Consider the following 26,539-nt stretch of genomic DNA (forward strand, 5'->3'; position numbering starts at 1 on the left):
GGAGACAATAATGTTACAAGAAAAAATTTATGTTCCTTTTTTACGCTCTGGGGCTTCAGAACTAAATGCACTTACAGCATTGCCGCCAGAACATAAATCCTTAATAGCACCGCTATTATTTTTAACGGGTAATGATTGGAATAAAATAACTAGTTTTATTGATTCATATGAATCGCATCTATGGATTGATTCTTCAAAGTTTAAATTGGATGAAGAAACACCTATAAGCATACAATTAAACGATAGTACTGATAATTACGACTTTAAATTCAATAAATATATTGAATTGCAGAAAATAAATGAAAATATAGCCCCAATCATTACACTATATAATGAAGACAATACAAGAAATACCATAAAATTAATAAAAAAATTTACTCATAATTTTAGAACTGTTGGCATAAGAATAAATCCAACATTGGAAAATTATAAAGATATTATAAATTTACTCGATAAAATCTTACTCTCTTTTGATGATATTACTATTCATAATTTAGCAATATTTTTAGATTTAGGTAAAATTGACTCATCAGAACAAACAGAAAAAGAGCATGTAATAAATTTTACAAAATATATTCAAGAAAATCTTTCACCTAAGACTATTGTGACATCAAGCACATCATACCCACCAAAGCCAGTTGGTATTATCTATCAGGAGTGCTTTGACCCAATTTGGCAAGAAACAATAAAGCATAAACTCTCAGATTTTAAATTTATATATGGAGATTATGCGGCAACATCTCCTACTGACATCATTAAACCAACAACAAATATGAGACCTAGACCAGCAGCTACATACCTATTAAATAATTTAACTTGGTATATAGAAAGCCAAGGAAAAGCTCAGGAATTTATTAAATTCATTCAGATTGCAAAAAATATAAGAAATTTAGATGGTTATCATGGAGATGATTTTTCATGGGCTAATGAAGAAATAAAACGAATTAGTCAGATTACCGATCCAACTCAAAAGGGTTACGGTGGTCAGCAAACATGGAATGAAATAAAAATCCACCAACATATATGCGCCATGCTTGAATCCAAGATTAATCAACTTGATAATCCAGAAGAGTTTGAATACTGGTGACTTTTCCTTATTTTTAATTGTGTCAAAACATAATCTCTAACAATATTAATTGATAGATTTTCTGCTAATATTTCACGCACTTCATTTTTAGTTGTGCGTGAATTAATTTTAATTTGATTCAATTTTGCTAAAGTATTTAATTCTTCTCTCCAGAGTAATCCTGAAAGATCATAAATGTTATTATTATTATTCAATTTTGCGTGACGAACGATTGCAACTGATTCGTAATCATCGATCAATAATATCCCAATATTTTTTGGTGTTATTTTCAACCCATCTTCTAAATGTTTACTATGAACACAAAGCCAAACTTCATCAAAAACATTATTATAAGCAACCATTTGAGATGCCCATCTTTTCAAGTTGTCTTTTTCAGATTTTATCTCAAAACCAACTAAACGCCCATTAGCTAATGCTAAATCTGCACGAAAGGAATTATCGATTGTAGAGTTAGGATCCTTATTACAAAAACCAAGTTCATTAATTAAAATATCGTTTTGTTTAAGCTCAAATCTATCGTGAATCCAACTTCTTAAAGCTGATCTGATATCGTTTGGTCCTAAAGTCTGATTTTTAGTTAACACTACCCAACCTCTTTCAAAAACACTAATACTACCTACAAAGGTGATATTGGCTTTAGCAAATATCATAAAATTGGAGTTTCATCAAGAAAAAGAATTTTCATTTTTCTTTATCCAGATCTTGATAATTGTAAAATCATCAATTTAATCATTTTTCTTTTGCCAATTAAAACATAACACTAAACAAAAACACTAAATATTTAGTAAAAACTATTGACAATATATTTAGTAAACACTAAATTAAATCTCATCAAAAACAAAAAAGCGGCTTGAAGTTCGAAGGTCAGCCGCTTTTACTCAAAGAGTGAGATTAGTATGAATGCAAAACTAAATTCCATCAAGCCATCAGTTACACATCGTGTACCTACGAGCTTTCTAAAAGTAGCTGCTGCTACGAGTTTATTCGCTTTTGGTGCTATTTCTTTAGCTTTTGATCACAAAGCTACTGAATACAAACCACCTTTAGCATCTGAATACATCCCCTCTACCTACGCTGTGCAAACCGTTGAAATCACATCAATGAGCACTGGTTACGCCGTTATTCAACTCGATGACTTTACTGTGAAGTTCCCTTTTAGCTATGAAGCACATAAAGATAACTATGGTGTGCCAGGTTCTGACTTTACTACTGTAGAGATTAAAGAACTCGGAGAAATTAAAGTCTTTGATGATAAAGGCAATCCATATCGCGACTTCACCGATCAACTCGACCACCGCAACTTTAATAACTTGCTTATTGGTTTTATTGAGAAAAATCATTTAGTGGAGGCTGTGTAATGTCAAATCAAAATCCTATTACAAATTTAAAGATTTGGAATGATGTAAAACAAACTCCAACTAATTTCTTAAAGAAAATTGAGTTTGGTTATCTCAAAGGTAAATCTGACATCAATCCACAATGGCGCTTAATGGCAATGACGCAGGCATTCGGCCCTGTTGGCCATGGGTGGACTTATCGAATTGTCCGAACTTGGTCAGAAACAGCACCATGCGGATCAGTGATGTGCTTTGCAGAAGTTGCAGTAAAAACCAAATTCGAAGGTGCTTGGGGTGAAGAATTCTCTGGCGTGGGTGGTTCTGAAATTGTAGAACTCGCTAAAGGGCAATTAAAAGCAAATGATGAAGGTTATAAAAAAGCGGTTACTGATGCTCTGGGTGTTGCGTTTAAAGCGATTGGTGTAGCTGCTGATGTATATCTTGGAAATTACGATGGTAGTAAATATTTATATGAATACGACCATGCTTATCAACAAGGTCAAGCATCTGACCAACAGCAAAACTCAAATATACAACAACAGCAAGTTCAACAGCCGAAACCTAAAGACAATCGTACTCAAGAGCAACTATATAACGATGCTTTGAATGCAATCAAAGATGCTCCTGACACAAAAATCTTAAATGCTGCAATGAAGAAATTTAAAGGCACGCTTTATGAGGCTGGTATCAAAAATGCCTGCTGTGCACGTGCTGACATGATGGGATGGCCAATCAAACAAGCTCAACTAAATCAAAACTCAAACCAGCAAGCAATGCATCACTGAGGGATAAGATATGAATATTTTAAATGGTAATGAAGCATTCGCAGCATTAATGGCAGGCAAAAATATCATGTGTCGTACTGCTGGTGAGTTAATTGAGTTTGATGACTTAGACCAATTCCCTGCTACTGTTTTTGCAATGCCAAATTATGAGTTTTGTATCAAACGAGAAACAACCGTATTGGCAGACATTCAATTTACTAAACCTGTTATGCCCCATGATTTAGAGGCTGGCCAAGAAATCTATATCGTTATGCCCACTTGTATCTTACGCACCCAATATGACCACGAACATGGTGATATTTGTCTAAGTGTTGCGAATGGCTTTGCGCAACTTGATGCAGAAAATGCAAAGTTACAACTTCAGGCATTCGGTAAATCTTTTGGAAACATGATTACTGAAATTGAGGTGAAAGACGGTTTTAACGATAAGCCTAAAAAAACTCGAGCTTCTCGTAAAAAATTAGATGCTCCTGAGCCTGCTAAATCTATCAGTGAGGAGCACTCTGAACCTAAAGTTGAAATTTCAATCGAAACTGAACTGCAACTTTATTTAGATGGAATTAAAGCTTGTAGAAGTGAAGAAGAAATTAACTGCACCTTGTTTGATGTTCATAGAGTTGGTTTCAATGAGAACCAGCTTAGTGAAATCACAGTTGCTAAAGAATGCAAACTCGTTGAACTTGGTTTGGATTTAAATACGCCTCAAGATAATCAATATAAAAATTTATTGAATGAATTACTTGAAAAAGCTGAAGAAGCTAAAACGCCAGTTGAAGCAACAGCTTTAACCACATATACAAAATCGTGGACTGAAGAACAGCGCAAGCCGTTAATTGATGCAATTCATAAACGCTTAAATGAGTTGAATGTGGGGGTAGAGGCTGATGTTCAACTGCCTTCGCTAATGGTTCGTATTCAAAACTCAAAAAATGAACACGAGCTAAATGAGTTACTACCTGAAATTCGATCTCGTCATCCAGACATTCAACCAAAACTCATGGGTTATGTTCGCGCACGTCGATTTGAGTTAGAGAATGGACCTAATGGAGCTGCTCAATGAAACAGGTTGTTAAACCGAAGAACCTAGATGCGTTTCGCATCTGGTTCGACAAACTCGGATATCAAGTTAAATGCCTAGATGGTCAAGGCTTCACTGCCCACACCAATGATCGATATATAAAAAAGTGCTTTCACTATGTATTAGTCACTGACTCACTAGGTGGTAATGATGCAGCTTTTAAACTCGGCAAAGAATTTGAAGATCATCTTAGCGCACCTGAACAAACTTGTACAGAAAAAGCAGAAATGGAAATTCTGCATATTATTAAAGGTGAATCACATGGAATGGGTTATCTGGTGGCTTGAAATTTTCTTTGTGGTAAACGGAACGATTGTAATTAATTTTGATTTGTGGAGGTGGTAATGGATTCGGCTAAGGATTTTCAAAAAGAAGTTGCTAGTAAGAATTTTGAGAATGCTAAAAATAAAGTGATCAAAGTCTTACAAAATGAACCATTTGGATTATCAGTAAGTCAACTAATGACGGCTGCTAGACTGAGTGCAAAAACAGTTAAGGTAATTCTTCAATGTACTGAATTTAAAATTGAAAACGACGTTTGTTTTTTGGCAAATGGAAAGGTGGTGTGATGGGAGCATTGCAAGAATATTTAATTGTGGTCGAATCTAACAAGCCACCCCATGTCACAATTGGGCAAAATATTGGTGGTGCCGTTGTTAAAGAATTGAAAGAAGTTGAGGTTAAATTAGTCTCAGCAGCTCAACTTGCCAAAATTTACAACCTCAGTGTAAATACAATTCGAGATAAATTGGTCAGTATTAATCAAGGCACAGCGGGAAAATGTTTGTACAACCCCCAACTTGCACATAATGTACTTACTACAAAAAACCAAAGAGGTAGACCGAGAGCTAATTAGCTCTCGGTTTCATTAAACATTTCCACAAGATCCTGAGCATCGGGGTTGTAATAAGTATTAATCAATATATTAATTGTTTTGTGACCTGTAATTTTAGCTAACACTTCCACAGGTAATTTTCTTATTTTAACCATTCTCGTAATCGCTTCATGTCGTGTGTCATGAAAATTAATATTGTTTAAACCCGCCTCGCCTCTTACTCTAATCCATGTTCTGCCTAAAGACTTTTGCTTTACAGGAACAATAATATCTTGATCTAGCGGTATAAGATCTAAAAGCCTTTTGGCTTCTTTTGAAAGCGGTACGTTTCGGGATTCGCCATTTTTAGTCATTGGTAGAAATATAAAGCCATTCTTTATGTGCTCACGCTTCATTGCTAGTATTTCGCCTTGACGCATTGCAGTTTCAAGCGCAAATAACATAGCCCAACATGTATAGTGCATGACCCTTGTTGGTTTTGTTGTGGTATTCCATTTAAAAAATTTTGTTAATTTTTCTTGATCTTCAAAACTAATACGCTGACTGCGCCCTTTACCTTTATCTGGCTTTACAACTGTTTGCCAAACATTATTTTCAATTAAAAATAATTCTTTTTGAGCGTAGCTAATAATAGATGAAAACATTGCAAACTCTCGCAATGCAGTACTGCTTTTAACTTCTTGTATGCGCTTATTTCGCCATCGAACAATGTCATTTGGTTTTATATCGTGAATTGATTTTATTGCAAGATCACCAAGAATCCTGTGAATATTATCTAGTTTATTTCTTATGACTTTGGCAGATTTTAATTTATTACCCTTTTCTAAATAATATTTTTCACAAAGCTGATCAAAAGGAAAAATTGGCTTTATGCCTTGATCTTCTTTTACCTTACCTGTTTTTAACTCCAATAATTTTAATGCAGCCCATTGTTCACATTCTTTTTCAGTGTCTCTTGTGGCACTAATTCTCTTCCCATTAAACATTAATTCAATCCGGAAAGAGTTACCTCTTTTACGTGGTTTTGGAATCTTCATTTCTGGCGTAATCTTGGCGTAATAAACTCACTATTATTCTTATTTTATAGTAAAAATAGGTAAAATACTCACCTTTTAGCACAACATATACGACAAAAAACTTGTGCTGAAATTAAACCTATTCAGCACAAGTTATTGAATTTATTATTTATTTGCAGCAACAGAAGCTTCAGTGGTGATGTTTACAGTGATTTTATCACCAACATTTGGCACATATCCACCGACATTAAATGCTGAACGATCAAATGAAGTGGTTGCATTAAAACCAATTGACTGAGCTTTAGTCATTGGGTGCTCACCTTGTTTATTAAGTACTGCATCTAAAACCACAGGCTTAGTTACATCTTTTACTGTTAAGTTACCCGTGATTTTGTATTTATTCTTACCTAAGGCTTGAACTTTAGTACTTTTAAATGTGATGTTTGGATATTTTTCAGCATCAAAAAAGTCTGCTTTTTTCAAGTGTTCATCAAGCGCTTTTACGTTCGTATTCAAGCTTTCAAGCGGAATAGTCACATCTACAGATGAGTTTGCAGGTTTTTCATTATCAACATTAATTGTACCTTGAATGTTGCTAAAGTTTGCAGAAGGTGTAGAGAAACCAAAGTGATTCCAAGAAAATACAGTTGCTGTATGAGTTGGATCAATTTGATATGCTACAGGTTTTGCCATAGAAAATGTTGCAACGGAAGCAACAGCTAAACCAAGTGTTAATGCTTTAAAGTTCATGTTTTTAATCTCGCTTTTGAATGATTGTTAGTTTACGCTTTTGAGATATTAATGCAGCTTTATCCATAAAACGATATGTTGCATGAATAGAACGATCTGAGCATTTTTCTACTTTTTAAATAAAAACACATCTTAAGAGCAAATACATAAATTATTTTATTTATATTTTTCAAGTACTTAAATTATAGTATTTTTATTAAGTGAATATATTAAACTCTATTTTATTGAAAATTTCTTTTTATTTTGAATACTCAAATACCGTAATAGATACAAAAACATAACACGCTATAGGCTGCATAAACGTCAATTAGCACACAATTTAATCTCAGTTGATTTTTTAAATCAACAAGCGTATATTGCCAATAATTTAGTTACCCTAGTTAACTATTATGCCTAAAAATCAAACCTTGCGTGCTTTAATTCTAAAATGTGCTCGAATGCTCAGTGAAGGTATTAATCAAGTTTTAGAAACAGAAAATTTAAATTATTCGCTTTGGCAAGTGATCTATGTAATTCATTTCAAAAAACATTGTACGTCGCTTGATATTGCAGAATATTTAAATGTTTCTAAACCCTCTATCACCAAACGTGTGCAAATTTTGGAACATATGAATTTACTTACACAACTTGAAAGCACAGATAAAAGACAAAAAATGCTGGCGCTTTCTCCCGAAGGAAAAAAAGTCTACCAAACCTGTTCAATATTTATTGATGAGTTTGAGCAGCAATTGTTGGGTGATGTATCTGAAGAACAGCAAAGCGAAGCAAAACTCACCCTAATGTTAATGATGCAACAACTGCAACAAATGAAATCGAGAGTGATATGAATAGCCAAGCGCCTTTGTGGACACGAAACTTTATTTTAGTCAGTGCAATCAACTTTCAATTGGTATTGATTTTCTATCTCTTGGTAGTCGTCATTGTTGGTTATGCTGTATCTGAACTCGCTGCAACTACCGCCCAAGCAGGTTTGGTGTCTGGATTGTTCATTGTAGGGACACTTATTGGGCGTTTATTGGTGGGGAATTTCTTAGAAAAATTTGGTCGTAAAACTACTTTAATTGTCGGTTTAACTGGTTTTCTAATATTTTCTGGCTTGTATTTTATCAAGTTTGATGTAGGCATGTTGCTGTTAGTACGGTTTATGCATGGCTTTATGATGGGTATGGCCTCTACAGTTTTAGGCACAATTATTGCTCAAATTTTACCACCGACTCGGCGTGGTGAAGGTATTGGTTATTACAGTATGAGTAGCACTTTAGGTACAGCGATTGGTCCATTTTTAGCAATTTGGATGATGTTGCATATTGGCTACCATGCTATTTTTATTTTGTCTTCTATCATTGCTACATTCTGTTTAGTTGTGGCTTTGTTTATTCAAATTTCAGATTTACCACAAACAAAATCCCCTCAAAGTACAGTCAGTATTGAGAAAAACAGTTGGCTTTCTCAATTTGTTGAGAAAAAGGCCTTACCTATTTCCTTCATTATGCTGTTGACTTCAATTTGTTATTCTGGGGTTTTGTCTTTTGTTAATTTTTATGCAAAAGAAATTAATTTGGTTGAAACAGCCTCTGTTTTCTTTCTCATGTATGCAGTTGCAATTTTGATTTCGCGTCCATTTACAGGACCTTTAATGGATCGTAAGGGTGAAAATATCATTATGTATCCTGCATTTGTCATTATGGCAATTGCTTTACTGCTTTTAAGCCAAGCACAAAATTCATGGATGTTATTGCTATGTGCCGCATTGCTCGGTTTGGGTTATGGGAATATCCAATCTGTCTGTCAAACTGTGGCAGTAAAAAGTGCCAGTATCGAGCGTATGGGTTTTGCAACGTCGACCTTTTTTATCTTTTTGGACGCAGGTTTAGGCTTTGGTCCTTATTTTTTAGGAATGGCTTTAAACTCAATCAGTTATTCAATGCTTTATATGTATAGTGCGATTGCTTCATTATTGTGCATCATCATTTATTATACTTTACATGGAAAAAATGTTAGAGCTAGAAAGCTAGCTTAATAAATGTAAGAACAAAAAAATCAAGATCTAGAATAAGCTACTTAACTCGTTTTGAATAAAATACGATCAAGCTATTTTATGACAAGACGAGTTAAATCTAATCTTTTTAATCTCATCAATAGCATTTTCTAAAACATCAAAAACCTTTTTGTCATTACATTGTGCAACATTGAAACGCATATATTGGTTGGCATGGGGTGAATGGCTAAATGAGTTTCCTGGCGCTAAAATAACGCCTTGTTTTAAACATAGTTTTGACAAAGTTGATGCCTCAATATTTTCAGGTAATTTACACCATAGAAAAATACCTGCTTTAGGCGTATGTACAGGTTCAATTCCTAAGACTGCTAAACGCTGTAGTGTCAATTGCATTGCCTTTAAGAGCTGTTTTTTCAAACCATCTAAATGTTTTTTATAGCTGCTATCTAATAATGCTTGGTGAATAATTTCGGCATTTAAATGTCCGCTACTAAAGTTAGTTGCAATTTTTAAATCAATACATTCATCGATAAATTTTTCATGTGAAATAATATAACCACATCGAATTGCGGCTGTTAAAGTCTTAGAAAAACTTCCTATTTGTACAACACGTTCAAAGCCCATCAAAGATGAATAACGAGGTGCTGGCGAAAACTCAAATTCTGAAAAAATATCATCTTCAATGATAGTTAAATTCCCCTGTTCTGCAAGCTTTGCAATTTTATATGCAGTAGCGATTGATAAACTTGCGCCTGTAGGATTATGAATGCCTGCATTGGTCAAATACAACTTTGGTTGATGTAATAAAGCCTGTTTAAAATGTTCAACACTTGGGCCATTTTCAGTAAAAGGAATCGTGATAACTTGTAAATGATGTACTTTGGTTAGCGCTAAAAAATTAAAATAACAAGGATCATCAATTAAAATCACATCCCCAGCTTTTAATAATTTTCTAAAAATCAAATCAATAGACTGAGTCGCTGAATCTGTGATTAAAATTTGTGAAGGATTGAGTTGAATATCATCATTTTCATTTTTTCGGGCAATCCATTGTCTTAATCCTAAATGACCATGTGGAATTGGATAATCGACTAAGATAGATGCTTGTGCTTTTGCAACATGCTTGAGCGCTCTTCTAATACTAACTTCAGGCATCCATTCTACAGGCAACCAACCACAACCAGCCTTAATTACCTCAGGTTTAGCATCTAAAGATTGTCTTGAAATCCACAAAGGATCTATTTCACGTTCATATTGTACCGTAGCTTCAATAACTTTTAAGCTTGGTTTTTTGCCTACCACATAATAACCAGACCCCATACGGGATTCGATTTGCCCTTCTGCTACTAAACGTGCATATGCTTCAACCACAGTAGATACAGAACAATCCAAAGCTTTTGCTTGCTGTCGTACAGACATAAGTCGTGTACCTAACATCAAATTTTTGTCACGAATTTGCTGTTTTATCAATGTCCTGACATATTCTATTTTTGTTGTACTCACTTCTAATGACTCAAAAATTTTTTAAAATTGTACTGCATACACAAGCATAACAGTTTCTTTAAATTGTATTGTAGTGTTTCTTTTTTGAACCTATCAAAACTACTTAAATAGCATTTATTTAATCAAGAAGTTTGTCATGAATAAGCAAAATTTAGGTTGGTTTAATGGTTTAATAGGTGTCATTATTTTTGCTGGTTCTTTACCAGCGACACGTATTGCGGTACAAGGTTTTAGTCCCGAATTTTTAACTGTCGCAAGAGCTTTTATTGCAGCAGTTTTAGGGTTATTGTGTTTACTATATTTTTATAAATTTAAACTTAAATTTCCAAACTACGTACAAATAAAATCTTTAACTATTGTTGCTTTCGGTGTAGTGATTGGTTTTCCATTATTTACAGCGCTAGCTTTACAAAGCATCCCTTCTGCACGTGCTATTGTTTTTGTAGGTTTATTACCGCTTTGTACTGCTATTTTTGGGGTTTTACGCGCCCATGAAACACCTAGTTTAAAATTTTGGTTATTTGCATCGCTTGGTAGTAGTTTTGTTATAGGTTTTATGTTGTTTAATCGTCCTGATTTACATTTAAGTATCGGCGATATTTATATGATTCTTGCGATTATTTTATGTGGTTTAGGCTATGCTGAAGGTGGTCAACTTTCACGTGTATTAGGTGGTTGGCAAGTGATTTGTTGGGCGCTTTTACTTACTGCACCAATGATGGCAATTTTGAGTATTTATTATTTTCCTAAAGATTTTTCACATGTTTCAATGTCTGTTTTCTTAGGATTAATCTATGTGTCTGCTTTTAGTATGTTAATCGGTTTTTTCTTTTGGTACAAAGGTCTGGCTTTGGGTGGTATTGCTCAAGTTGGTCAAATCCAGTTATTACAACCTTTTATTGGATTTATGTTATCTGCAATTTTATTAAATGAATCGATTACACCGACAATGATTCTGGTAAGTTTTTGTGTTGTGATCTGTGTGGCATTGGCAAAAAAATATGCATGAAAAATTTCTAATTAATCAAAAAATAACTCAAAACTAAAAATCCAATAAGCCAAAATCAGCTTATTGGATCAATGTAGAGCAATTTATATAAACTAAAAGTTATAAATTGCGACTGCATTTACACGGTTGTCTTCACCCGTTTTACTACCATTCGGTGCTGCACCAAATGCCTCACGCTCACCAAAGACGTATTCAACCCCTAAACTAATCGGCTTGACAGGGCTATAGAAAACATTTCCCCATGCTTGCCATAAGTCTTTATTGGCTTTGGTTTTATCTGCAAGTGCATTGACATAGCGGTCATTATTGTCCGCTTTCATATAACCGTAGCCTAAAGTACCCCGTAGTTTTTCATTAAATTGCTGTGTAATACCTACAGTGATCGAATCAAATTCATTGGTTTCAAGAATTTGATTATTTGCATCTGTAACAAAACCAGGATTTGTCCAAGACACAAAGCTACTGTCACCATTGACATGATAATAGTCTGCTTTAATTGATGTTTTTGGTGTGAGGTCATATTTCACGCCGACACCAACACCCCATGCTGCTTCTTCATCTGCTTTGGTGCGTTTTTCAGTCACCATTGCACGTGCACCAAGTGATAAATTGTCAACCAATTTATGATTTACACGGGCTGTTAATGCAGGTAAACGCATATTCGAACTTGCATCTTTAGAGTCTTCTAGTGCATAGACAAAGTTGGTATCCGCATTTAATTTTTGCGTATAGCGAACTTGTGGTGTACGTTTGACTGCACCGCCCACAAAACCTAAAGCATCAATAGTTTCTGGCATAAAATCAGGTGGTGCGAAGTTTGACCATGTTTGACCAATCAACCAATTTCCATAAGTTAGGTATGCGTGACGGATACGCAAGTTATCAAATGATGAACCACCTAAGAAATCGACTTCAACTTTACCGCCAACGTCTCCTGCCGCTGTTGGCGTTTTGAAATCAAAACCCAAGCGTGTTGCAGCAAGGGTTGCTTTCAAATTATCGCTATTTTCATTTACACCATCTAAAGCAACACTGCTGATTTGGTTATATAGACGATCTGCAGCCCCACCCTCAATTTGGTACTGCATATCTGCACGTACATTACCGTAGAAAGTCATTTCAGCACCACCTTTGGTGAGAGTTAAACCACTACGCTGAACTGCGTTATCTTTATTTGAAAGTTGAACTTTCTCCGCTTGATAGTTTTGTAGCTGAACCGCTTGTTGCTGCTGTTGTTGAGTTTGCTGATTTAGCAATTGGCGTAATTCATTAATTTCATTACGTAACTGCTCAATTTCAGGATTTACATCTTTTGCATGTGACATTGCTGCACTGCAAACACCCATTGCCAATAAAAGCGTTTTAACTTTCAAGTTTTTGTTGTGAGTATTCATCCAAACCTCATTTCTTAATCATAGTGGCATCATCCTTTGATGCCACGTTTAAATGTATCTGATTCAAAAAAATAAAGAAAATTTAAATTATTTTTCTTTGGTTTAATTGACAGAAGACTCAATCACTGATTCATTTTTAGCCAATGATGACTGTTTCACAGTTTTTGTTTGATCTACCGATGCTTTCAAATTCACTAAGAAAATTGCCAAAGCTGCAATCACACCCGGAATTGCGATTGCCATAAAATTCATTTGATGTGGCAACTGTAAAGTCAGCAAAGCACCAGTTAAAACGGGCCCAACAATTGCGCCAATACGTCCAATTCCCGATGCCCACCCCATACCTGTTGAGCGTACTGCTGCTGGGTAAAACTGTGCAACGAAGGTATACAGTAAAATTTGTGAACCAATTGTGGCAGCACCAGCTATAGCGATTAAGCTGTAGAGAATGGCTTGTGGACTTTTGAAACCCAGTAAAATTAATGCAATTGCACCCACCGTAAACATAATCGTGAGTACAGGTTTTAAATGGAATCGGTCAGACAATACACCTCCACCAATTGCACCAACCATTCCACCAATATTTAAGGCAAATAGGAAAAGCATACTTGCGCCAAGTGAATAGCCTGCTTGGATCATCAGTTTTGGCAACCAACTGCCTAAAGCATATACCATGAGCAAACACATAAAGAACGCCACCCAAAACATGAGGGTGCTAAAGGTACGTCCCTGCTGAAATAAAGCGCGTAGTGGTGCTTCATCTCCTGCTGTTACTTCATTTAACACAAATACTGTGTCAGCCGTGATGACTCTTTCAGGTGCAATTTTTTGTACAGTTTGGCGGACTTGTTCAGTTTTGCCTTTATTGGTCAAAAACATTAACGATTCAGGTAAAAATTTCCAAATAATAGGCAGCGCAATAAATGGAATACCCGCGATATAGAACATGATTTTCCAACCATAATCTGTTACTAACCATGCTCCAAGTAATGCCGAAGCCATTCCACCAATGGCATAACCACTAAACATCACCGCAACCAAAGTACTGCGGATTTTTTTCGGCGCATATTCAGTCATGAGTGCCACAACATTTGGCATCACACCACCAATACCTAAGCCAGCCAAGAACCGTAAAATACCGAACTCGATTGGATTGGAAGCAAAAGCACCTAAGAAAGTAAAACCACTGAAAATTGCCACACAGATCATAATGGTTTTCTTACGACCTAATTTATCGGACAACGTTCCAAAAGACATTGCGCCAAACATCATGCCAAATAAAGCCGTACTGGCAAGCATTCCCGCTTGTACAGCCGTTAAGCCCCATTCTTGCATCAATAATGGTAAGGCAACGCCATAAATCACCAGATCATAACCATCAAAAATAATAATTAATAAACACCAAATCAGAACGTTCCAATGAAATGGGCTGAACTTCGCTTCATCCACAATTGTATTTATATTGAGATTCGCCATGCACTTGCGCCTCCTGCGCGTGAACGGTTTAAAATTTCTCAAACAATGAATTAAACTATTTTTAAAGTCCAAAACCGATTACGTATAAATGTATACCTTAAAAGTAGACTTTATTTTTATATTTTAAATAACAATAAGTTAAATACTGAAAACTTTAGATTAAATTCAAAAATTAAATAAAAAAAATCATTTTTATTAGTTTATAAATTATGATTTAAAATATATTCACACTAAGAGAATTAATTAAGAAAACATGACGAAATTAAAATAATGATGATATTTATTCTTTGTATATGAATATAACTTATTTTTATTGATTATAAATTTTTTGGGCGATAAAGAATTTTAAGCTTAAAATCTAACGAGTACTTAAAGCACTCGCCGATCATATTCGATATGTTCTAAATCATAAACTTGATAAACACAGTCAAACAAAGAGTGAATATCGCTATTTTCATCCATATTGCGCATTGCCATAAAAATCGGACTAACCGCAGCATCATCCAGTAATGGAATAAAGTGTAAGTGAGACAAATGAATATTTTGTGCACTGCTTGGAACAATTGAAATACCTTCTGCGGCTGCCACGAAACCAAGCGCTAATTGCAGTTCACGGACTTCACGCACATTTTTTAAGTCCAAACCATACTCAGAAAAAAGATGTCGAACTTGTGTCGAAAAATTTGGTTTATGATGATTTGGATATAAAAGCATGCGTTGGTCTAATAAATCAGCCAAATGGATACCATCTTTATATTGACGTACCAAAGGACTGCTGCCATGTACAGCCACCATTAACGGCTCTTCACGTAATAACACGCGTTTTACGGCTGGATCAGAGATACGCAAACGTCCAAAACCAACATCTATGCGTCCTTCTTTCAGCGCTTCGATTTGATCTGTAGTGGTCATTTCGATCATTTCGATTTTGACATCACGATTTTGTTGTTTAAATAAATAGACAATATTTGAAAGTAAACCGAACAAAAGCGAACCGACAAAACCGATATTTAATGTACGATCAGCAAGTCCAACCCGTTTGGTCATGGATTTAACTTCTTCCGCATTAGACAAAAGTTTAACAGCGTGTTGATAGAAGAATTGCCCTGCTTCTGTGGTCTTAAGTGGACGACTCCCTCTCACAAACAGCTGAACATCCAACTCATTTTCCAAATTTTGAATCTGACGGCTCAATGGTGGCTGCGCAATGAATAGTTTTTCAGCAGCTTTGGTGAAACTCTGTTCTTCAACCACGGCAACAAAATAACGTAAGTGTCTAAGTTCCATGACAACGAATACCTTTAAAGTATAAAAAAATACATATTTGATCTTCGACAAGACCTGATTCATTCATTTAAGGTATATAGCATGAAGCAAATAAGCAGCAAAGTGAAGTTTTTTTAAACGGAATTTCATTCCGAACCTTAAAAAGAATAAATGCGTTGCAAATACATTTAGGCCAGCCTGTCAGCCAGCTACAAAAGGAATGCTTGTCGCTCAGGATGTCTCATACGCTAGGAGCATAGTATGAATTGTCACCTCGTCAATAAATCTATTAGAAAAATCAATGAAGTTGATTTTATCGCATTTTAGTAAACCCTATTTTTTGATTTAAAAACACATTTGGAACCGAAAAATTTTAATGTTTGAAAATGATTCGGGTCTTACCCATATTTGGACAGTCGGAGAACGGACATGCCACGTATTCCAGTAATTAATACCAGTCATCTTGATCGCATTGATGAGCTTCTTGTCGATGATTTTGAAACAGGTGAATTTAAACTTCATCGTTCAGTATTTACCGATCAAACTTTATTTGACCTTGAAATGAAATACATTTTCGAAGGTAATTGGGTATATTTGGCGCATGAAAGCCAAATTCCAAATAACAACGATTACTACACCACGCATATTGGTCGTCAACCGATCATCATTGCACGAAATCGTAATGGTGAATTGAATGCCATGATCAATGCCTGTTCGCATCGTGGTGCGCAGCTTTGTCGTTATAAACGTGGCAATAAAGCAACCTATACTTGTCCTTTCCATGGCTGGACATTTAATAACTCAGGCAAATTACTCAAAGTTAAAGACCCAAGCGATGCAGGCTATTCAGATTGCTTTAATAAAGAAGGCTCACATGACCTGAAAAAAGTTACTCGCTTTGAAAGTTATAAAGGTTTTTTATTTGGCAGCTTAAATCCTGATGTGCCATCTTTGGAGGAGTTTTTAGGCGAAACTACCAAAATTATCGACATGATTGTCGATCAATCTGAACAAGGTTTAGAAGTTTTACGTGGTTCATCAACCTACACCTACGAAGGCAACTGGAAACTCACTGCTGAAAATGGTGCAGATGGTTATCACGTATCTGCGGTGCATTGGAACTATGCTGCAACCACACAACATCGTAAAGAAAAGCAACAAGAACTTGATAATGTGCGTGCCATGAGCGCAGGTTCCTGGGGTAAACAAGGCGGTGGTTCATACGGTTTTGATCACGGTCACATGCTACTTTGGACACAATGGGCAAATCCAGAAGACCGTCCAAACTTCGTCAAAGCTGATGAATATACAGCAAAATTTGGCGCACCAATGTCAAAATGGATGATCGAACGTTCACGAAATTTATGTCTATATCCAAATGTATATTTAATGGATCAGTTCGGCTCACAAATCCGTGTCTTACGTCCAATTTCTGTCAATAAAACCGAAGTAACCATTTACTGTATCGCACCTGTAGGTGAAGCGCCTGAAGCTCGTGCACGCCGTATCCGCCAATATGAAGACTTCTTTAATGCTTCAGGTATGGCAACACCAGATGATCTTGAAGAATTCCGTGCATGCCAAGCAGGTTATGCAGGGATTGAACTGGAATGGAACGATATGTGTCGTGGTTCAAAACATTGGATCCAAGGGCCTGATGATGCAGCCAACGAAATTGGTTTAAAACCTGCATTGAGCTGTATCAAAACAGAAGACGAAGGCTTATACCTTGCTCAACATCAATATTGGTTAAAAACCATGAAACATGCAATTTCTGCTGAAAAACAACTTGCAGAATTAGAAACAGCAACACAAGGAGAAACGGCATGAGTACACAAGATAAAGCATCTTTAGAAAACATCGCACAATTTCTCTACCGTGAAGCACGTTTTTTAGATGATGAACAATGGGATGATTGGTTGCAGTGTTATGCGCCTACAGCCTCATTTTGGATGCCTGCTTGGGATGATGATGACAAACTCACGGAAGACCCTCAGTCTGAAATTTCATTGATCTACTACCCTGATCGTCAAGGTTTAGAAGATCGTGTATTTCGTATCAAAACAGAACGTTCGTCTGCAACCATGCCTGATACACGTACAACCCACAATATTGCCAATATCGAAGTTGTAGAACGTCATGGTGACAAAGTGACTGTGCGTTTTAACTGGAACACGTTAAGTTTCCGTTACAAAACTAGTTATAGCTACTTTGGCATGTCGCGCTATGAAATTGATTTTTCAGGCGAACAACCACAAATTTTAAGTAAATACGTGGTACTGAAAAATGACTATATCAACCAAGTGATTGATATTTATCATCTCTGATATTTCTCCCTCTAAAAAAACACAAGGATGACATTCAGCAAACTCCCCATGCTGAATGTCAAAAGTAACATCATTTAAGTAGGATTCTAGCCATGTCAAACCATCATGTTGCACTTCAATTTGAAGATGGCGTTACGCGTTTCATCAGTGTTGCCCAAGGCGAAACCTTGTCAGATGCTGCATATCGTCAAAAAATTAATATTCCTTTAGACTGCCGTGACGGTGCTTGCGGTACATGCCGAGCATTTTGTGAATCTGGCGCTTATGACATGCCTGAAGAAAACTATATTGAAGATGCTTTAACGCCTGAAGAAGCAGAACAAGGCTACATTTTGGCCTGTCAATGCAAACCTACGTCAGATGCAGTCTTCCAGATTCAAGCAACTTCAGATGTGTGTAAAACACAAATTCATGAGTTTCAAGGGACTTTGGCTCGTGTAGAAAATTTATCTGACTCTACCATTACTTTTGATATTCAACTGGATGAAGGTCAACCTGATATTCATTTCCTTGCAGGTCAATATGTCAATGTTGCATTGCCAGAAACTACAGAAACACGCTCTTATTCATTTAGTTCAAAACCAGGCAACCGCTTAACAGGTTTTGTGGTACGTAACGTGCCAAATGGCAAAATGAGTGAGTTTTTAAGTATCAACGCCAAACCAGGCGATAAAATGACCTTTACAGGGCCGTTTGGTAGCTTCTATTTACGTAATATTGTTCGCCCTGTACTGATGCTCGCAGGCGGTACAGGCATTGCGCCATTTATGTCAATGCTGCACGTATTAGAAGAAAAAGGTTCTGAACACCCTATACGTTTGGTCTTCGGTGCCACCAATGATTGTGATTTGGTTGCGATTGAAAAACTCAATGAATTACAAGAAAAATTTCCTTGGTTTGAGTATCGCACAGTGATCGCACACCCTGACTCAAGCCATGAACGTAAAGGCTATGTGACCGCACATATCGAAAATGATTGGCTAAGTGCAGGTGATGTAGATATTTACCTGTGTGGTCCAGTGCCAATGGTTGAAGCAGTTAAAGGTTGGCTTGATACAGAAGGCATTAAACCTGCCAATTTCTTATTTGAAAAATTCTCTGCAAATTGATGTGAGTACAAGCCTAGTTAAAACACTAGGCTTTTCCTCTATTGAATAAACAATGATTAAGGAGAATAAAATGTCAGAGCGTCAAAGATTTTTAAATAAAGTGGTGATTGTCACAGGTGCTGCGCAAGGCATAGGACGTGGCGTTGCATTACAAGTTGCCGCAGAAGGCGCAAAAGTTGTACTTGCAGATCGATCAGATGTCGTTGATGAAGTCTTAGCGGAAATTTTACAACAAAATACAGAGGCAATGACTGTTCATGCCGATCTAGAAACTTTTGCTGGCGCTGAGTCAGTTGTTGCACAAACTATTGCACAATATGGTCGTATCGATATCTTGATCAACAATGTAGGCGGTGCGATTTGGATGAAACCCTTCCAAGCGTTTTCTGAAGAAGAAATTATTAAGGAAGTAAATCGTTCTTTATTCCCAACCCTATGGTGTTGCCGTGCTGTACTCCCTGAAATGATTAAAAATCAGAGAGGTACGATTGTGAATGTATCTTCGATTGCTACACGTGGGATTAACCGTGTACCGTATTCAGCATCAAAAGGTGGTGTCAATGCGCTCACCGCAGCAATAGCCTTCGAACATGCTAAACACGGTATTCGAATCAATGCCGTTGCAACAGGTGGTACAGAAGCTCCACCACGAAAAGTGCCACGTAATACAAATCCATTATCAGATGATGAAAAACAATGGATGCAGGAGGTGGTTGACCAAACGCTTGATCGTACTTTCCTCGGTCGTTACGGTACCATCCAAGAACAAGTAAATGCGATTTTATTTTTGGCTTCGGATGAATCCTCCTATATCACAGGTACAGTGGTTCCAGTTGGTGGCGGAGATCAAGGCTAAACTAATCTTTTAGTTTAAAAGATTTCATGCCACTTTTTGTGATTAAGCGAATAAAAAGCGGGTTGCTTTTATAGCAACTCCAATGCCCTTGGTAATATCACATTTTAATGTATTTTGAATAAGTAAAATGTGGCTGTGCCAATTTAAGCATGAAAATGAATTAACATTGGCAACATAGTAAAAAAATCTATATGACGATGCGGATTTTCCTTTTTCTTTAAAATATATGATGTAAAACATAATTCAACAGGATCATTGAATTAAACATGCATGGAGGCAGATACTGAATGGCAACCCTGTTTAAAACTTTAAAACAAGATTGGTCAATTTCAGCGACAGTTGCAGGCTTTTTGGCGGTGTTGATTTCCTATTCAGGTCCCTTGATCATTTTTTTCCAAGCTGCACAACAGGCCAACGTCAGCAATGCTATGATGATTTCGTGGATTTGGGGTATCTCAATAGGCGCAGCAGTCGCAGGGATTTTTTTATCCATCAAGTTTAAAGTACCTGTCATTACCGCATGGTCTGCACCTGGCACAGCGCTATTGGTCACACTATTTCCAGATATTTCCTTAAATGAAGCTGTTGCAGCCTACATCACCTCAGCCGTGGTAATTTTCTTAATCGGAATCTCAGGTTCATTTGATAAATTACTCAAATGGATTCCACAAGATGTTGCCGCTGGCATGATGGCAGGGATTTTATTTCAGTTCGGACTTGGTTTATTTAAAGCGACAGATACCATGCCGATCATCGTGTTTGGTATGCTTGTGGTCTACTTGGTTGCAAAACGGATCAACCCACGTTATGCCATGATTTTTGTACTTATATCAGGTGTGATTTTAAGTTTAGTATTAGGCAAAATGAATCCTGTTGATGTCAATTTCTCGTTGGCGATCCCACAATTTATCATGCCTGAATGGACATGGAATTCAACGCTAAATCTTGCCATCCCATTGACTCTAGTCAGTTTATCGGGACAGTTTTTACCGGGTATGGCAATCATGAAACTCAGCGGTTATGACACCCCAGCCAAACCGATTATTACTGCAACCAGTCTTGCTTCAATGGCTGTAGCATGTGTCGGCGGGATCACCATTGTACTTGCCTCGATCACAGCAGCTTTGTGTATGGGTAAAGATGCACATGAGCTGAAAGAAAAACGTTATATTGCAGGCATTGCCAATGGAATTTTTTATATTTTAGGTGGTTTATTTGCTGGTAGTATCGTTATGCTTTTCACTTTACTGCCTAAAGAATTGGTCGCAGCTTTGGCAGGACTTGCACTGCTCGGTGCGATTTCTACCAATATCGCTGTGTCTATGAAAAATGAAAATCAACGTGATGCAGCACTATTGACTTTTTTAGCAACAGCTTCAGGGATGAGTTTTCTAGGTTTAAGTTCGGTGTTTTGGGGGATTTGTATCGGCATCGTGGCACATTTAATTTTAACTAAACGTCAAAATATGTCACAAACGCAAATGGGAAGTTCAAAATAGCAAATAACTCACTCAAATGAATTTTGGGTGAGTTTTTCATTCTATTGCTCAGTCTTCCCTTTCATATAATGCTTATGTTTTTGCCTTTTAGCTAATCTTTGCGAGAAATTATTCTTCATGACGACCATAAATCGTTTTGCTTGCCACAAGAGATCATTAAGAATTCCACATTAATTGATCGCAAAGATAAATTAAACAATAAACTCCATACAATATCAGAGTTTAATTTAATAAAAGCATTATTATGATTTTGATATATTACGCATAACATAGTTTTTAATTGCGAGTTGCAAAATCAACATACCCGTAATTTAACTAAATATTTTATTGGATTAGAAAGATATTCGCTTCAGTGTTAAATTTGTCACTATAATTCTTAGCATTTTTTCTGCATAATATATATATAAATGTGATATAGGTTTTTTTATGCCTAAGCCTCAGTTTAAATTGAGTTTAGTCTTTCCTGCTTGGCAGTGGCTTCAACACTATAATGTTTCGTTTTTTAAAGCAGACTCACTTGCAGCACTGATTGTAATTGCAATGCTCGTCCCTCAAGGTATGGCGTATGCAATGGTGGCAGGCTTACCACCTATTACAGGTTTATATGCCAGTATTTTACCGATGATTGTTTATGCAATTGTCGGAGGTAGCCCAACTTTGTCGATTGGGCCAGTCGCACTGATCTCAATGATGACATTCGCTACCTTAGAACCTTTGTATGAAGTGGGCTCGCCTGTATATATTCAAGCTGCATGTCTATTGGCGGTACTGGTCGGTATACTTTCAACTTTACTCGGTATTTTTAGATTTGGTTTTCTAATTCGTTTAATCAGCCATCCTGTCATTAAAAGCTTTATTATCGCTTCAGCAGTTTTAATCGCTTTAAGTCAACTCAAGTTCTTGGTAAATCTTCCCTTAAAGTCTGGAAATATTATTGAATTTGCACAATCTACTTTTGAATATATTGCACTGATCCATTTTCCGACTTTAATTTTTGGCATTAGCGCTATTTTATTATTGATCTATGCCCCTCAATTGATTGGCTTTTCTTTAGCAAAATTAAATAAAAATATTATTATTTTTATTAACAAAGCTATTCCATTATTTCTAGTATTTTTTTCGATTGCTTTGGTGCAATTTTTTCCTTTAGAACAGCTTGGATTAAAAACTGTTGGGGAAATTCCATCAGGATTTCCGCCGCTTTCAATGCCGTTTTGGTCTTGGGATTTAGTTATTCAGCTTCTTCCAGGTGCTGCAATGATCACGATGGTAAGTTTTGTAGAATCGATTTCGATTGCACAGGCTACCGCATTTCAAAAAAGAAGTGAGTTAAATAGTAATCAAGAGTTGGTTGCATTGGGTTTAGCAAATTTAAGTGCAGGATTTAGCTCTTCTTTCCCTGTTACAGGAAGTTTATCTCGTACTGTAGTCAATGCCGATGCAGGCGCAAAAACCCCAATGGCGGGAGTGTTATCTTCCCTTCTGATTATCATTGTGAGTTTATATTTCACTGGAATTTTCAAAGCATTACCCCTTGCAGTCTTAGCAGCAACGATCATTGTATCTATCTGGAAATTGGTGGATTTTAAACCTTTCATTGAGGCTTGGCGTTATTCAAAAGCCGATGGCATCGCCATGTGGGTTACTTTCTTTGGTGTGCTGTGCATTGATATTTCCACAGGTTTAATTATTGGTATTGTTTCAACTTTTATATTGCTTCTTTGGAGAATTAGCCGTCCACATATCGCAGTGATTGGCTTGGTGGAAGGGACTCAACATTTTAGAAATATTTCCCGACATGAAGTCGTTACCAGTGCCAATATTATTTCGATTCGTATTGATGAAAATTTAACTTTTTTAAATGCCAATACCTTGAAAGAATTTATTATTTCCGAGGTTAGTAAAAATCAGCATTTACATCATGTGGTGATCAATTGTTCTAGTATCAGTAATATTGATCTTAGTGCTTTAGAAGCATTAGAAGATATTAATGCAGAACTCGCCAAGTTAAAGATTCAACTGCATTTATCTGAGGTCAAAGGCCCTGTCATGGATCGTTTAAAAATTTCTAAATTATTGCAAGAATTAAGTGGAAATATCTATTTAACTCATTATCAAGCCATGTATGAATTAGATGCGCAAACCTTTTGTTATGGGCAAAACAATGTTAAATGATTATTCATTATCCAATTATTTAATCTTTATTTTTTAAAATTTATATATTTTTTAATGGTTTATTTTTTATATGAAATTGTTTCAATTTATGAGAAGTTTTAGGTATAGAATAGCAGGCTTGTTTATCGATTTTAGCCCAGTTTAAGGCAACTCAGGTTTCACTATGTTCGCTGCCCTAGCACGTTTAAGTTTAGTTACACGTATTCTTATTGCCATTGTACTTGGCTTTATAGTTGCATATCTTTTTCCAGATGCGGCTGCATATGTCAGTATTTTAGGTGACATTTTCATTAAAGCATTAAAATCTGTTGCACCGATTTTAGTATTTGTCTTGGTGATGTCATCCATTGCCAATTTTAGAGTTGGGCAAAGCAACCGTCAGTTGAAACCTATTTTAATGCTATATGCGGTTGGCATGCTCTTAGCAGCATTTAGTTCTGTATTTGCTAGCCTTATGTTCCCAAGCACCTTGATGTTTACGAGTGCTTCTGATGTTGCCTTACAACCACCTGGTAGTGTTTCAGAAGTCTTAAAAAACTTACTTCTAAGTTTTATTACCAATCCTGTCACAGCACTTTCTGAAGCAAACTTCATTGGTATTCTTGCTTGGGCTGTAGGATTAGGCGCAGCTTTACGTCATGGCTCAGATACCACCAAACAAGTAGTCACAGATGTTGCTGAGGCGATTAACTCGATTATCCGTATTGTGATTAGCCTTGCACCAATTGGTATTTTTGGTTTAGTTGTTGCAACTTTTGCGCAAGCGGGCTTAGAAACCTTAGAAAACTATGCGCATTTAATCGCAGTACTTGTTGCAACGATGTTCTTTGTTGCTTTGGTGATTAACCCATTGTTGGTGGCGATCGTGATGCGCCGCAACCCTTATCCATTGGTATTCAAATGCTTAAAAGAAAGTGGGATTACTGCTTTCTTTACACGTAGCTCTGCGGCAAATATCCCTGTAAATTTAGACTTAGCCAAACGTTTAGGGGTCGATGAAGCTACTGCCAGTGTTGCTATTCCTTTAGGGGCTACCATTAATATGGCTGGTGCAGCAGTTACAATTACCGTACTGACTTTAGCTACTGTGAATACGCTAAATATTCATGTAGATTTTGTAACCATGATGATTTTATCTGTAGTGGCTGTGGTTACCGCATGTGGTGCTTCAGGTGTTGCGGGCGGTTCTTTACTATTGATTCCTGTTGCATGTGGTTTATTTGGTATTCCAAGTGAAATCGCCATGCAAGTCGTTGCGATTGGTATGGTGATCAGTGTGCTGCAAGATTCAACTGAAACTGCGTTGAACTCATCTACCGATGTTTTATTTACTGCCGCAGTAGACCTTGCTAAAAAATAAACTCGTCTTATACTGAATCAAATCTTGTTTTGATTCAGTCAGTTTAATGCCTTTTCAAAAACTCCCGCTTTGGATTCAGCTCGGTGCTTTCATGCTTGCGTTAAATGCAGGCATGATTAATGTAATCGGCTTGATTACCCTATTACATCAATCCGTGTCACATATGACAGGAAATGCCAGTATGCTCGCAATGAGCATTATTCATGGCGATTTGTCGAATATTATTTTCTTAACCTTAGTGATCCTAAGTTATGTGCTCGGCTCCAGTTATAGTGGTTTTATTTTGGGAAATAGCCATTTTCAACTTGGTCGCCGTTATGGTCTACCCCTAAGCTTAGTCGCCTTATTTATTTTATTGAGCTGGTTTTTTATCGCAGACTACCCACGTTATGGTTTGCTGTGGGCTTGTGCCGCAATGGGCATTCAAAATGCAATGGTAAGCCATTATCAGGGTGCAATTATTCGAACCACTCATTTATCGGGTGTGTTAACTGATTTAGGACTTGCTTTAGGTTATTTATTTAGAGGTTTAAACGTTGAAAGAAAAAGAGTAATTTTACATTTACTCATTTTAATTGGATTTATCTTAGGTGGAGTAATTGCCACATGGGCATATCCTTATTTAAAATTACAAACATTCCTAATTCCTGCACTGTTAAGTTTTGGCTTAAGCTGCGTGTATTGGTTAATTTATTTTCGTATTCATTATCTTAGCAAGTAAAAATAGGTTGTTCACATGGTTAAAAATGCTTTAGCGGCTCAATTATTAAAAGCGGGCTTAGTCGATAACAAAAAGGCAAAAAAGTTGTCGAAACAAGCACAACATGAACAGCGTACAGGTCAAAATAATGACGCTGAACTGAAAGCTAAAATCGAACAAGACAAGCAAGAAAAACTTGCCAAAGACCAAGCATTAAACCAAGAAAAGCAACGTGTTTTAGATGAAAAAGCCCTTGTTGCAGCGATCTCTCAAATGATTGCTCAACATAAGATTAAAAACACTGATGGTGAAATCAGCTATCAATTCATTGATGCGTCTAAAATCAAAAAAGTATATATTAATCAACAAATTTACAATGCACTTGTGTCAGGTAGCTTAGTCATTGCCAAGGAAAATAATAGCTACGCATTTTTACCAAAAGCTTTGGCTGAGCGTATTAATGAAAAAATGACAGGTTTCATTATTGTAAATAATACTGAGAATAATCAAGCAACCACTGATGAAGAAGATCCATATGCAGCATATGTGATTCCAGATGATTTAATGTGGTAAATCAGTGTTTTTACTATTAATGTAATAAAATCGATCTACCAGTAAACCCTTAGATTTACTGGTTTTAAAAATAGCAAATTCGTTTAAGGAAATACAAGCAAATAAAAAAGCTATGTTGTATTTCCTAGCAGCTAAATTTGAGGATTAAATATTTCTCGGAATCTCCATTTCCTCATCAGATGCCAACACCACTGACATCAGAATTGGAATACCTAAGATCACAGGTACGGTTAAAATCCATAGAATAATCACTGTTGGACCTGAAAATAAAAACTGGATAACAAGTGCATCTAATAACACAACAAAGAACAAGATCACTGCAAAACGAAGTATGAATTTAAGAGGCATTTTTTGCTCCTATCTATTTTTCGATGAGTTAAAGTATATAGACTATTTAATATTTCT

At 36.3% G+C, this 26,539-nt stretch carries 26 protein-coding genes and 1 pseudogene; 19 read left to right on the forward strand and 8 right to left on the reverse strand.

The window, feature by feature from the left end; genetic code table 11:
- The first annotated feature begins 10 nt into the window (after nt 1-10).
- Entirely contained in the window at nt 11-1,087 is a 1,077-nt protein-coding gene (locus tag HUS24_RS04170; protein ID WP_173910773.1) for a hypothetical protein, read from the forward strand.
- Here HUS24_RS04170 and HUS24_RS04175 read toward each other — a convergent pair.
- Nucleotides 1,051-1,737 carry a sce7726 family protein gene (locus tag HUS24_RS04175; protein ID WP_254433799.1) on the reverse strand — a complete coding sequence of 229 codons (687 nt, stop codon included), beginning with the start codon at nt 1,735-1,737 and terminating at the stop codon, nt 1,051-1,053. The genes HUS24_RS04170 and HUS24_RS04175 overlap by 37 nt on opposite strands.
- Nucleotides 1,738-1,983: 246 nt before the next feature.
- On the opposite strand from HUS24_RS04175, the gene HUS24_RS04180 reads away from it, so the two are divergent.
- From HUS24_RS04180 to HUS24_RS04205, 6 genes and pseudogenes are all read left to right on the forward strand, one after another.
- Nucleotides 1,984-2,445, forward strand: a complete 462-nt coding sequence (locus HUS24_RS04180) for a hypothetical protein (protein WP_173910774.1) — start codon at nt 1,984-1,986, stop codon at nt 2,443-2,445.
- Nucleotides 2,445-3,209, forward strand: coding sequence for a hypothetical protein (locus HUS24_RS04185; RefSeq protein ID WP_173910775.1), 765 nt, complete (start codon nt 2,445-2,447; stop codon nt 3,207-3,209). Before HUS24_RS04180 ends, HUS24_RS04185 begins: the two co-directional genes overlap by 1 nt.
- A gap of 10 nt (nt 3,210-3,219) precedes the next feature.
- Nucleotides 3,220-4,269, forward strand: a complete 1,050-nt coding sequence (locus HUS24_RS04190) for a hypothetical protein (protein ID WP_173910776.1) — start codon at nt 3,220-3,222, stop codon at nt 4,267-4,269.
- Nucleotides 4,266-4,484, forward strand: a pseudogene (locus HUS24_RS04195) (response regulator); the annotation flags it as partial. The gene HUS24_RS04190 and the pseudogene HUS24_RS04195, both read left to right, overlap by 4 nt.
- Nucleotides 4,485-4,631: 147 nt before the next feature.
- A complete protein-coding gene (locus HUS24_RS04200; protein ID WP_173910778.1) occupies nt 4,632-4,856 on the forward strand; it encodes a hypothetical protein in 225 nt (74 codons plus the stop codon).
- Complete coding sequence (locus HUS24_RS04205; RefSeq protein ID WP_065995093.1) at nt 4,856-5,143, forward strand: DNA-binding protein; 288 nt, start codon at nt 4,856-4,858, stop codon at nt 5,141-5,143. The genes HUS24_RS04200 and HUS24_RS04205 overlap by 1 nt, the downstream gene beginning before the upstream one ends.
- Here the strand turns inward: HUS24_RS04205 and HUS24_RS04210 are convergent.
- Nucleotides 5,140-6,159: an integrase gene (locus HUS24_RS04210; protein WP_173910779.1), complete on the reverse strand. Its 1,020-nt coding sequence runs from the start codon at nt 6,157-6,159 to the stop codon at nt 5,140-5,142. The two genes, HUS24_RS04205 and HUS24_RS04210, sit on opposite strands and share 4 nt — an antisense overlap.
- 144 nt (nt 6,160-6,303) lie before the next feature.
- A complete protein-coding gene (locus HUS24_RS04215) occupies nt 6,304-6,888 on the reverse strand; it encodes a YceI family protein (protein ID WP_173910780.1) in 585 nt (194 codons plus the stop codon).
- Nucleotides 6,889-7,277: 389 nt separating this feature from the next.
- Between HUS24_RS04215 and HUS24_RS04220 the strand changes: the two genes are divergently transcribed.
- Both HUS24_RS04220 and HUS24_RS04225 read left to right on the forward strand, forming a co-directional pair.
- On the forward strand, nt 7,278-7,715 hold the full coding sequence (locus HUS24_RS04220) for a MarR family winged helix-turn-helix transcriptional regulator (RefSeq protein ID WP_173910781.1): 438 nt from the start codon (nt 7,278-7,280) through the stop codon (nt 7,713-7,715).
- Complete coding sequence (locus HUS24_RS04225) at nt 7,712-8,908, forward strand: MFS transporter (RefSeq protein WP_173910782.1); 1,197 nt, start codon at nt 7,712-7,714, stop codon at nt 8,906-8,908. Before HUS24_RS04220 ends, HUS24_RS04225 begins: the two co-directional genes overlap by 4 nt.
- 66 nt (nt 8,909-8,974) lie before the next feature.
- Here the strand turns inward: HUS24_RS04225 and HUS24_RS04230 are convergent, their stop codons facing one another.
- A complete protein-coding gene (locus HUS24_RS04230) occupies nt 8,975-10,390 on the reverse strand; it encodes a PLP-dependent aminotransferase family protein (protein WP_173910783.1) in 1,416 nt (471 codons plus the stop codon).
- A 136-nt stretch (nt 10,391-10,526) separates the two neighbouring features.
- Between HUS24_RS04230 and HUS24_RS04235 the strand changes: the two genes are divergently transcribed.
- Nucleotides 10,527-11,399 carry a DMT family transporter gene (locus HUS24_RS04235; protein ID WP_173910784.1) on the forward strand — a complete coding sequence of 291 codons (873 nt, stop codon included), beginning with the start codon at nt 10,527-10,529 and terminating at the stop codon, nt 11,397-11,399.
- 92 nt (nt 11,400-11,491) lie between these two features.
- Here the strand turns inward: HUS24_RS04235 and HUS24_RS04240 are convergent, their stop codons facing one another.
- The 3 genes from HUS24_RS04240 to HUS24_RS04250 all read right to left on the reverse strand — a co-directional run bounded on the left by HUS24_RS04240 (nt 11,492) and on the right by HUS24_RS04250 (nt 15,556).
- Entirely contained in the window at nt 11,492-12,793 is a 1,302-nt protein-coding gene (locus HUS24_RS04240; protein ID WP_173910785.1) for a DcaP family trimeric outer membrane transporter, read from the reverse strand.
- A 102-nt stretch (nt 12,794-12,895) separates the two neighbouring features.
- Nucleotides 12,896-14,269 carry an MFS transporter gene (locus HUS24_RS04245; protein ID WP_173910786.1) on the reverse strand — a complete coding sequence of 458 codons (1,374 nt, stop codon included), beginning with the start codon at nt 14,267-14,269 and terminating at the stop codon, nt 12,896-12,898.
- Between the two features lie 369 nt (nt 14,270-14,638).
- Complete coding sequence (locus HUS24_RS04250) at nt 14,639-15,556, reverse strand: LysR family transcriptional regulator (protein ID WP_065995100.1); 918 nt, start codon at nt 15,554-15,556, stop codon at nt 14,639-14,641.
- A gap of 408 nt (nt 15,557-15,964) precedes the next feature.
- On the opposite strand from HUS24_RS04250, the gene benA reads away from it, so the two are divergent.
- The 9 genes from benA (at nt 15,965) to HUS24_RS04295 (ending at nt 26,134) form a co-directional block, all read left to right on the forward strand.
- On the forward strand, nt 15,965-17,365 hold the full coding sequence (gene benA, locus HUS24_RS04255; RefSeq protein WP_173910787.1) for a benzoate 1,2-dioxygenase large subunit: 1,401 nt from the start codon (nt 15,965-15,967) through the stop codon (nt 17,363-17,365).
- Nucleotides 17,362-17,862 (forward strand): benzoate 1,2-dioxygenase small subunit, encoded by a 501-nt coding sequence (benB, locus tag HUS24_RS04260; RefSeq protein ID WP_173910788.1) that lies wholly within the window; start codon nt 17,362-17,364, stop codon nt 17,860-17,862. Before benA ends, benB begins: the two co-directional genes overlap by 4 nt.
- Nucleotides 17,863-17,954: 92 nt before the next feature.
- On the forward strand, nt 17,955-18,971 hold the full coding sequence (gene benC, locus HUS24_RS04265) for a benzoate 1,2-dioxygenase electron transfer component BenC (RefSeq protein WP_173910789.1): 1,017 nt from the start codon (nt 17,955-17,957) through the stop codon (nt 18,969-18,971).
- 70 nt (nt 18,972-19,041) lie between these two features.
- A complete protein-coding gene (locus tag HUS24_RS04270; protein ID WP_173910790.1) occupies nt 19,042-19,827 on the forward strand; it encodes a 1,6-dihydroxycyclohexa-2,4-diene-1-carboxylate dehydrogenase in 786 nt (261 codons plus the stop codon).
- A 287-nt stretch (nt 19,828-20,114) separates the two neighbouring features.
- Entirely contained in the window at nt 20,115-21,326 is a 1,212-nt protein-coding gene (gene benE / locus HUS24_RS04275; RefSeq protein WP_173910791.1) for a benzoate/H(+) symporter BenE, read from the forward strand.
- 426 nt (nt 21,327-21,752) lie between these two features.
- Nucleotides 21,753-23,501: a SulP family inorganic anion transporter gene (locus tag HUS24_RS04280; protein ID WP_173910792.1), complete on the forward strand. Its 1,749-nt coding sequence runs from the start codon at nt 21,753-21,755 to the stop codon at nt 23,499-23,501.
- A gap of 163 nt (nt 23,502-23,664) precedes the next feature.
- The gene (gene sstT / locus HUS24_RS04285; protein ID WP_173910793.1) at nt 23,665-24,861 is read left to right on the forward strand and encodes a serine/threonine transporter SstT; all 1,197 of its coding nucleotides are present in this window, start codon (nt 23,665-23,667) and stop codon (nt 24,859-24,861) included.
- A 46-nt stretch (nt 24,862-24,907) separates the two neighbouring features.
- The gene (locus HUS24_RS04290; RefSeq protein ID WP_173910794.1) at nt 24,908-25,582 is read left to right on the forward strand and encodes a YoaK family protein; all 675 of its coding nucleotides are present in this window, start codon (nt 24,908-24,910) and stop codon (nt 25,580-25,582) included.
- Nucleotides 25,583-25,597: 15 nt separating this feature from the next.
- Entirely contained in the window at nt 25,598-26,134 is a 537-nt protein-coding gene (locus tag HUS24_RS04295; protein WP_173910795.1) for a DUF2058 domain-containing protein, read from the forward strand.
- A gap of 144 nt (nt 26,135-26,278) precedes the next feature.
- On the opposite strand, the gene HUS24_RS04300 is transcribed toward HUS24_RS04295, so the two are convergent.
- Nucleotides 26,279-26,482 carry a hypothetical protein gene (locus HUS24_RS04300; RefSeq protein WP_173910796.1) on the reverse strand — a complete coding sequence of 68 codons (204 nt, stop codon included), beginning with the start codon at nt 26,480-26,482 and terminating at the stop codon, nt 26,279-26,281.
- Nucleotides 26,483-26,539: the final 57 nt, after the last annotated feature.

The sequence above is a fragment of the Acinetobacter sp. Marseille-Q1618 genome (assembly GCF_902809855.1).
GTDB lineage: Bacteria > Pseudomonadota > Gammaproteobacteria > Pseudomonadales > Moraxellaceae > Acinetobacter.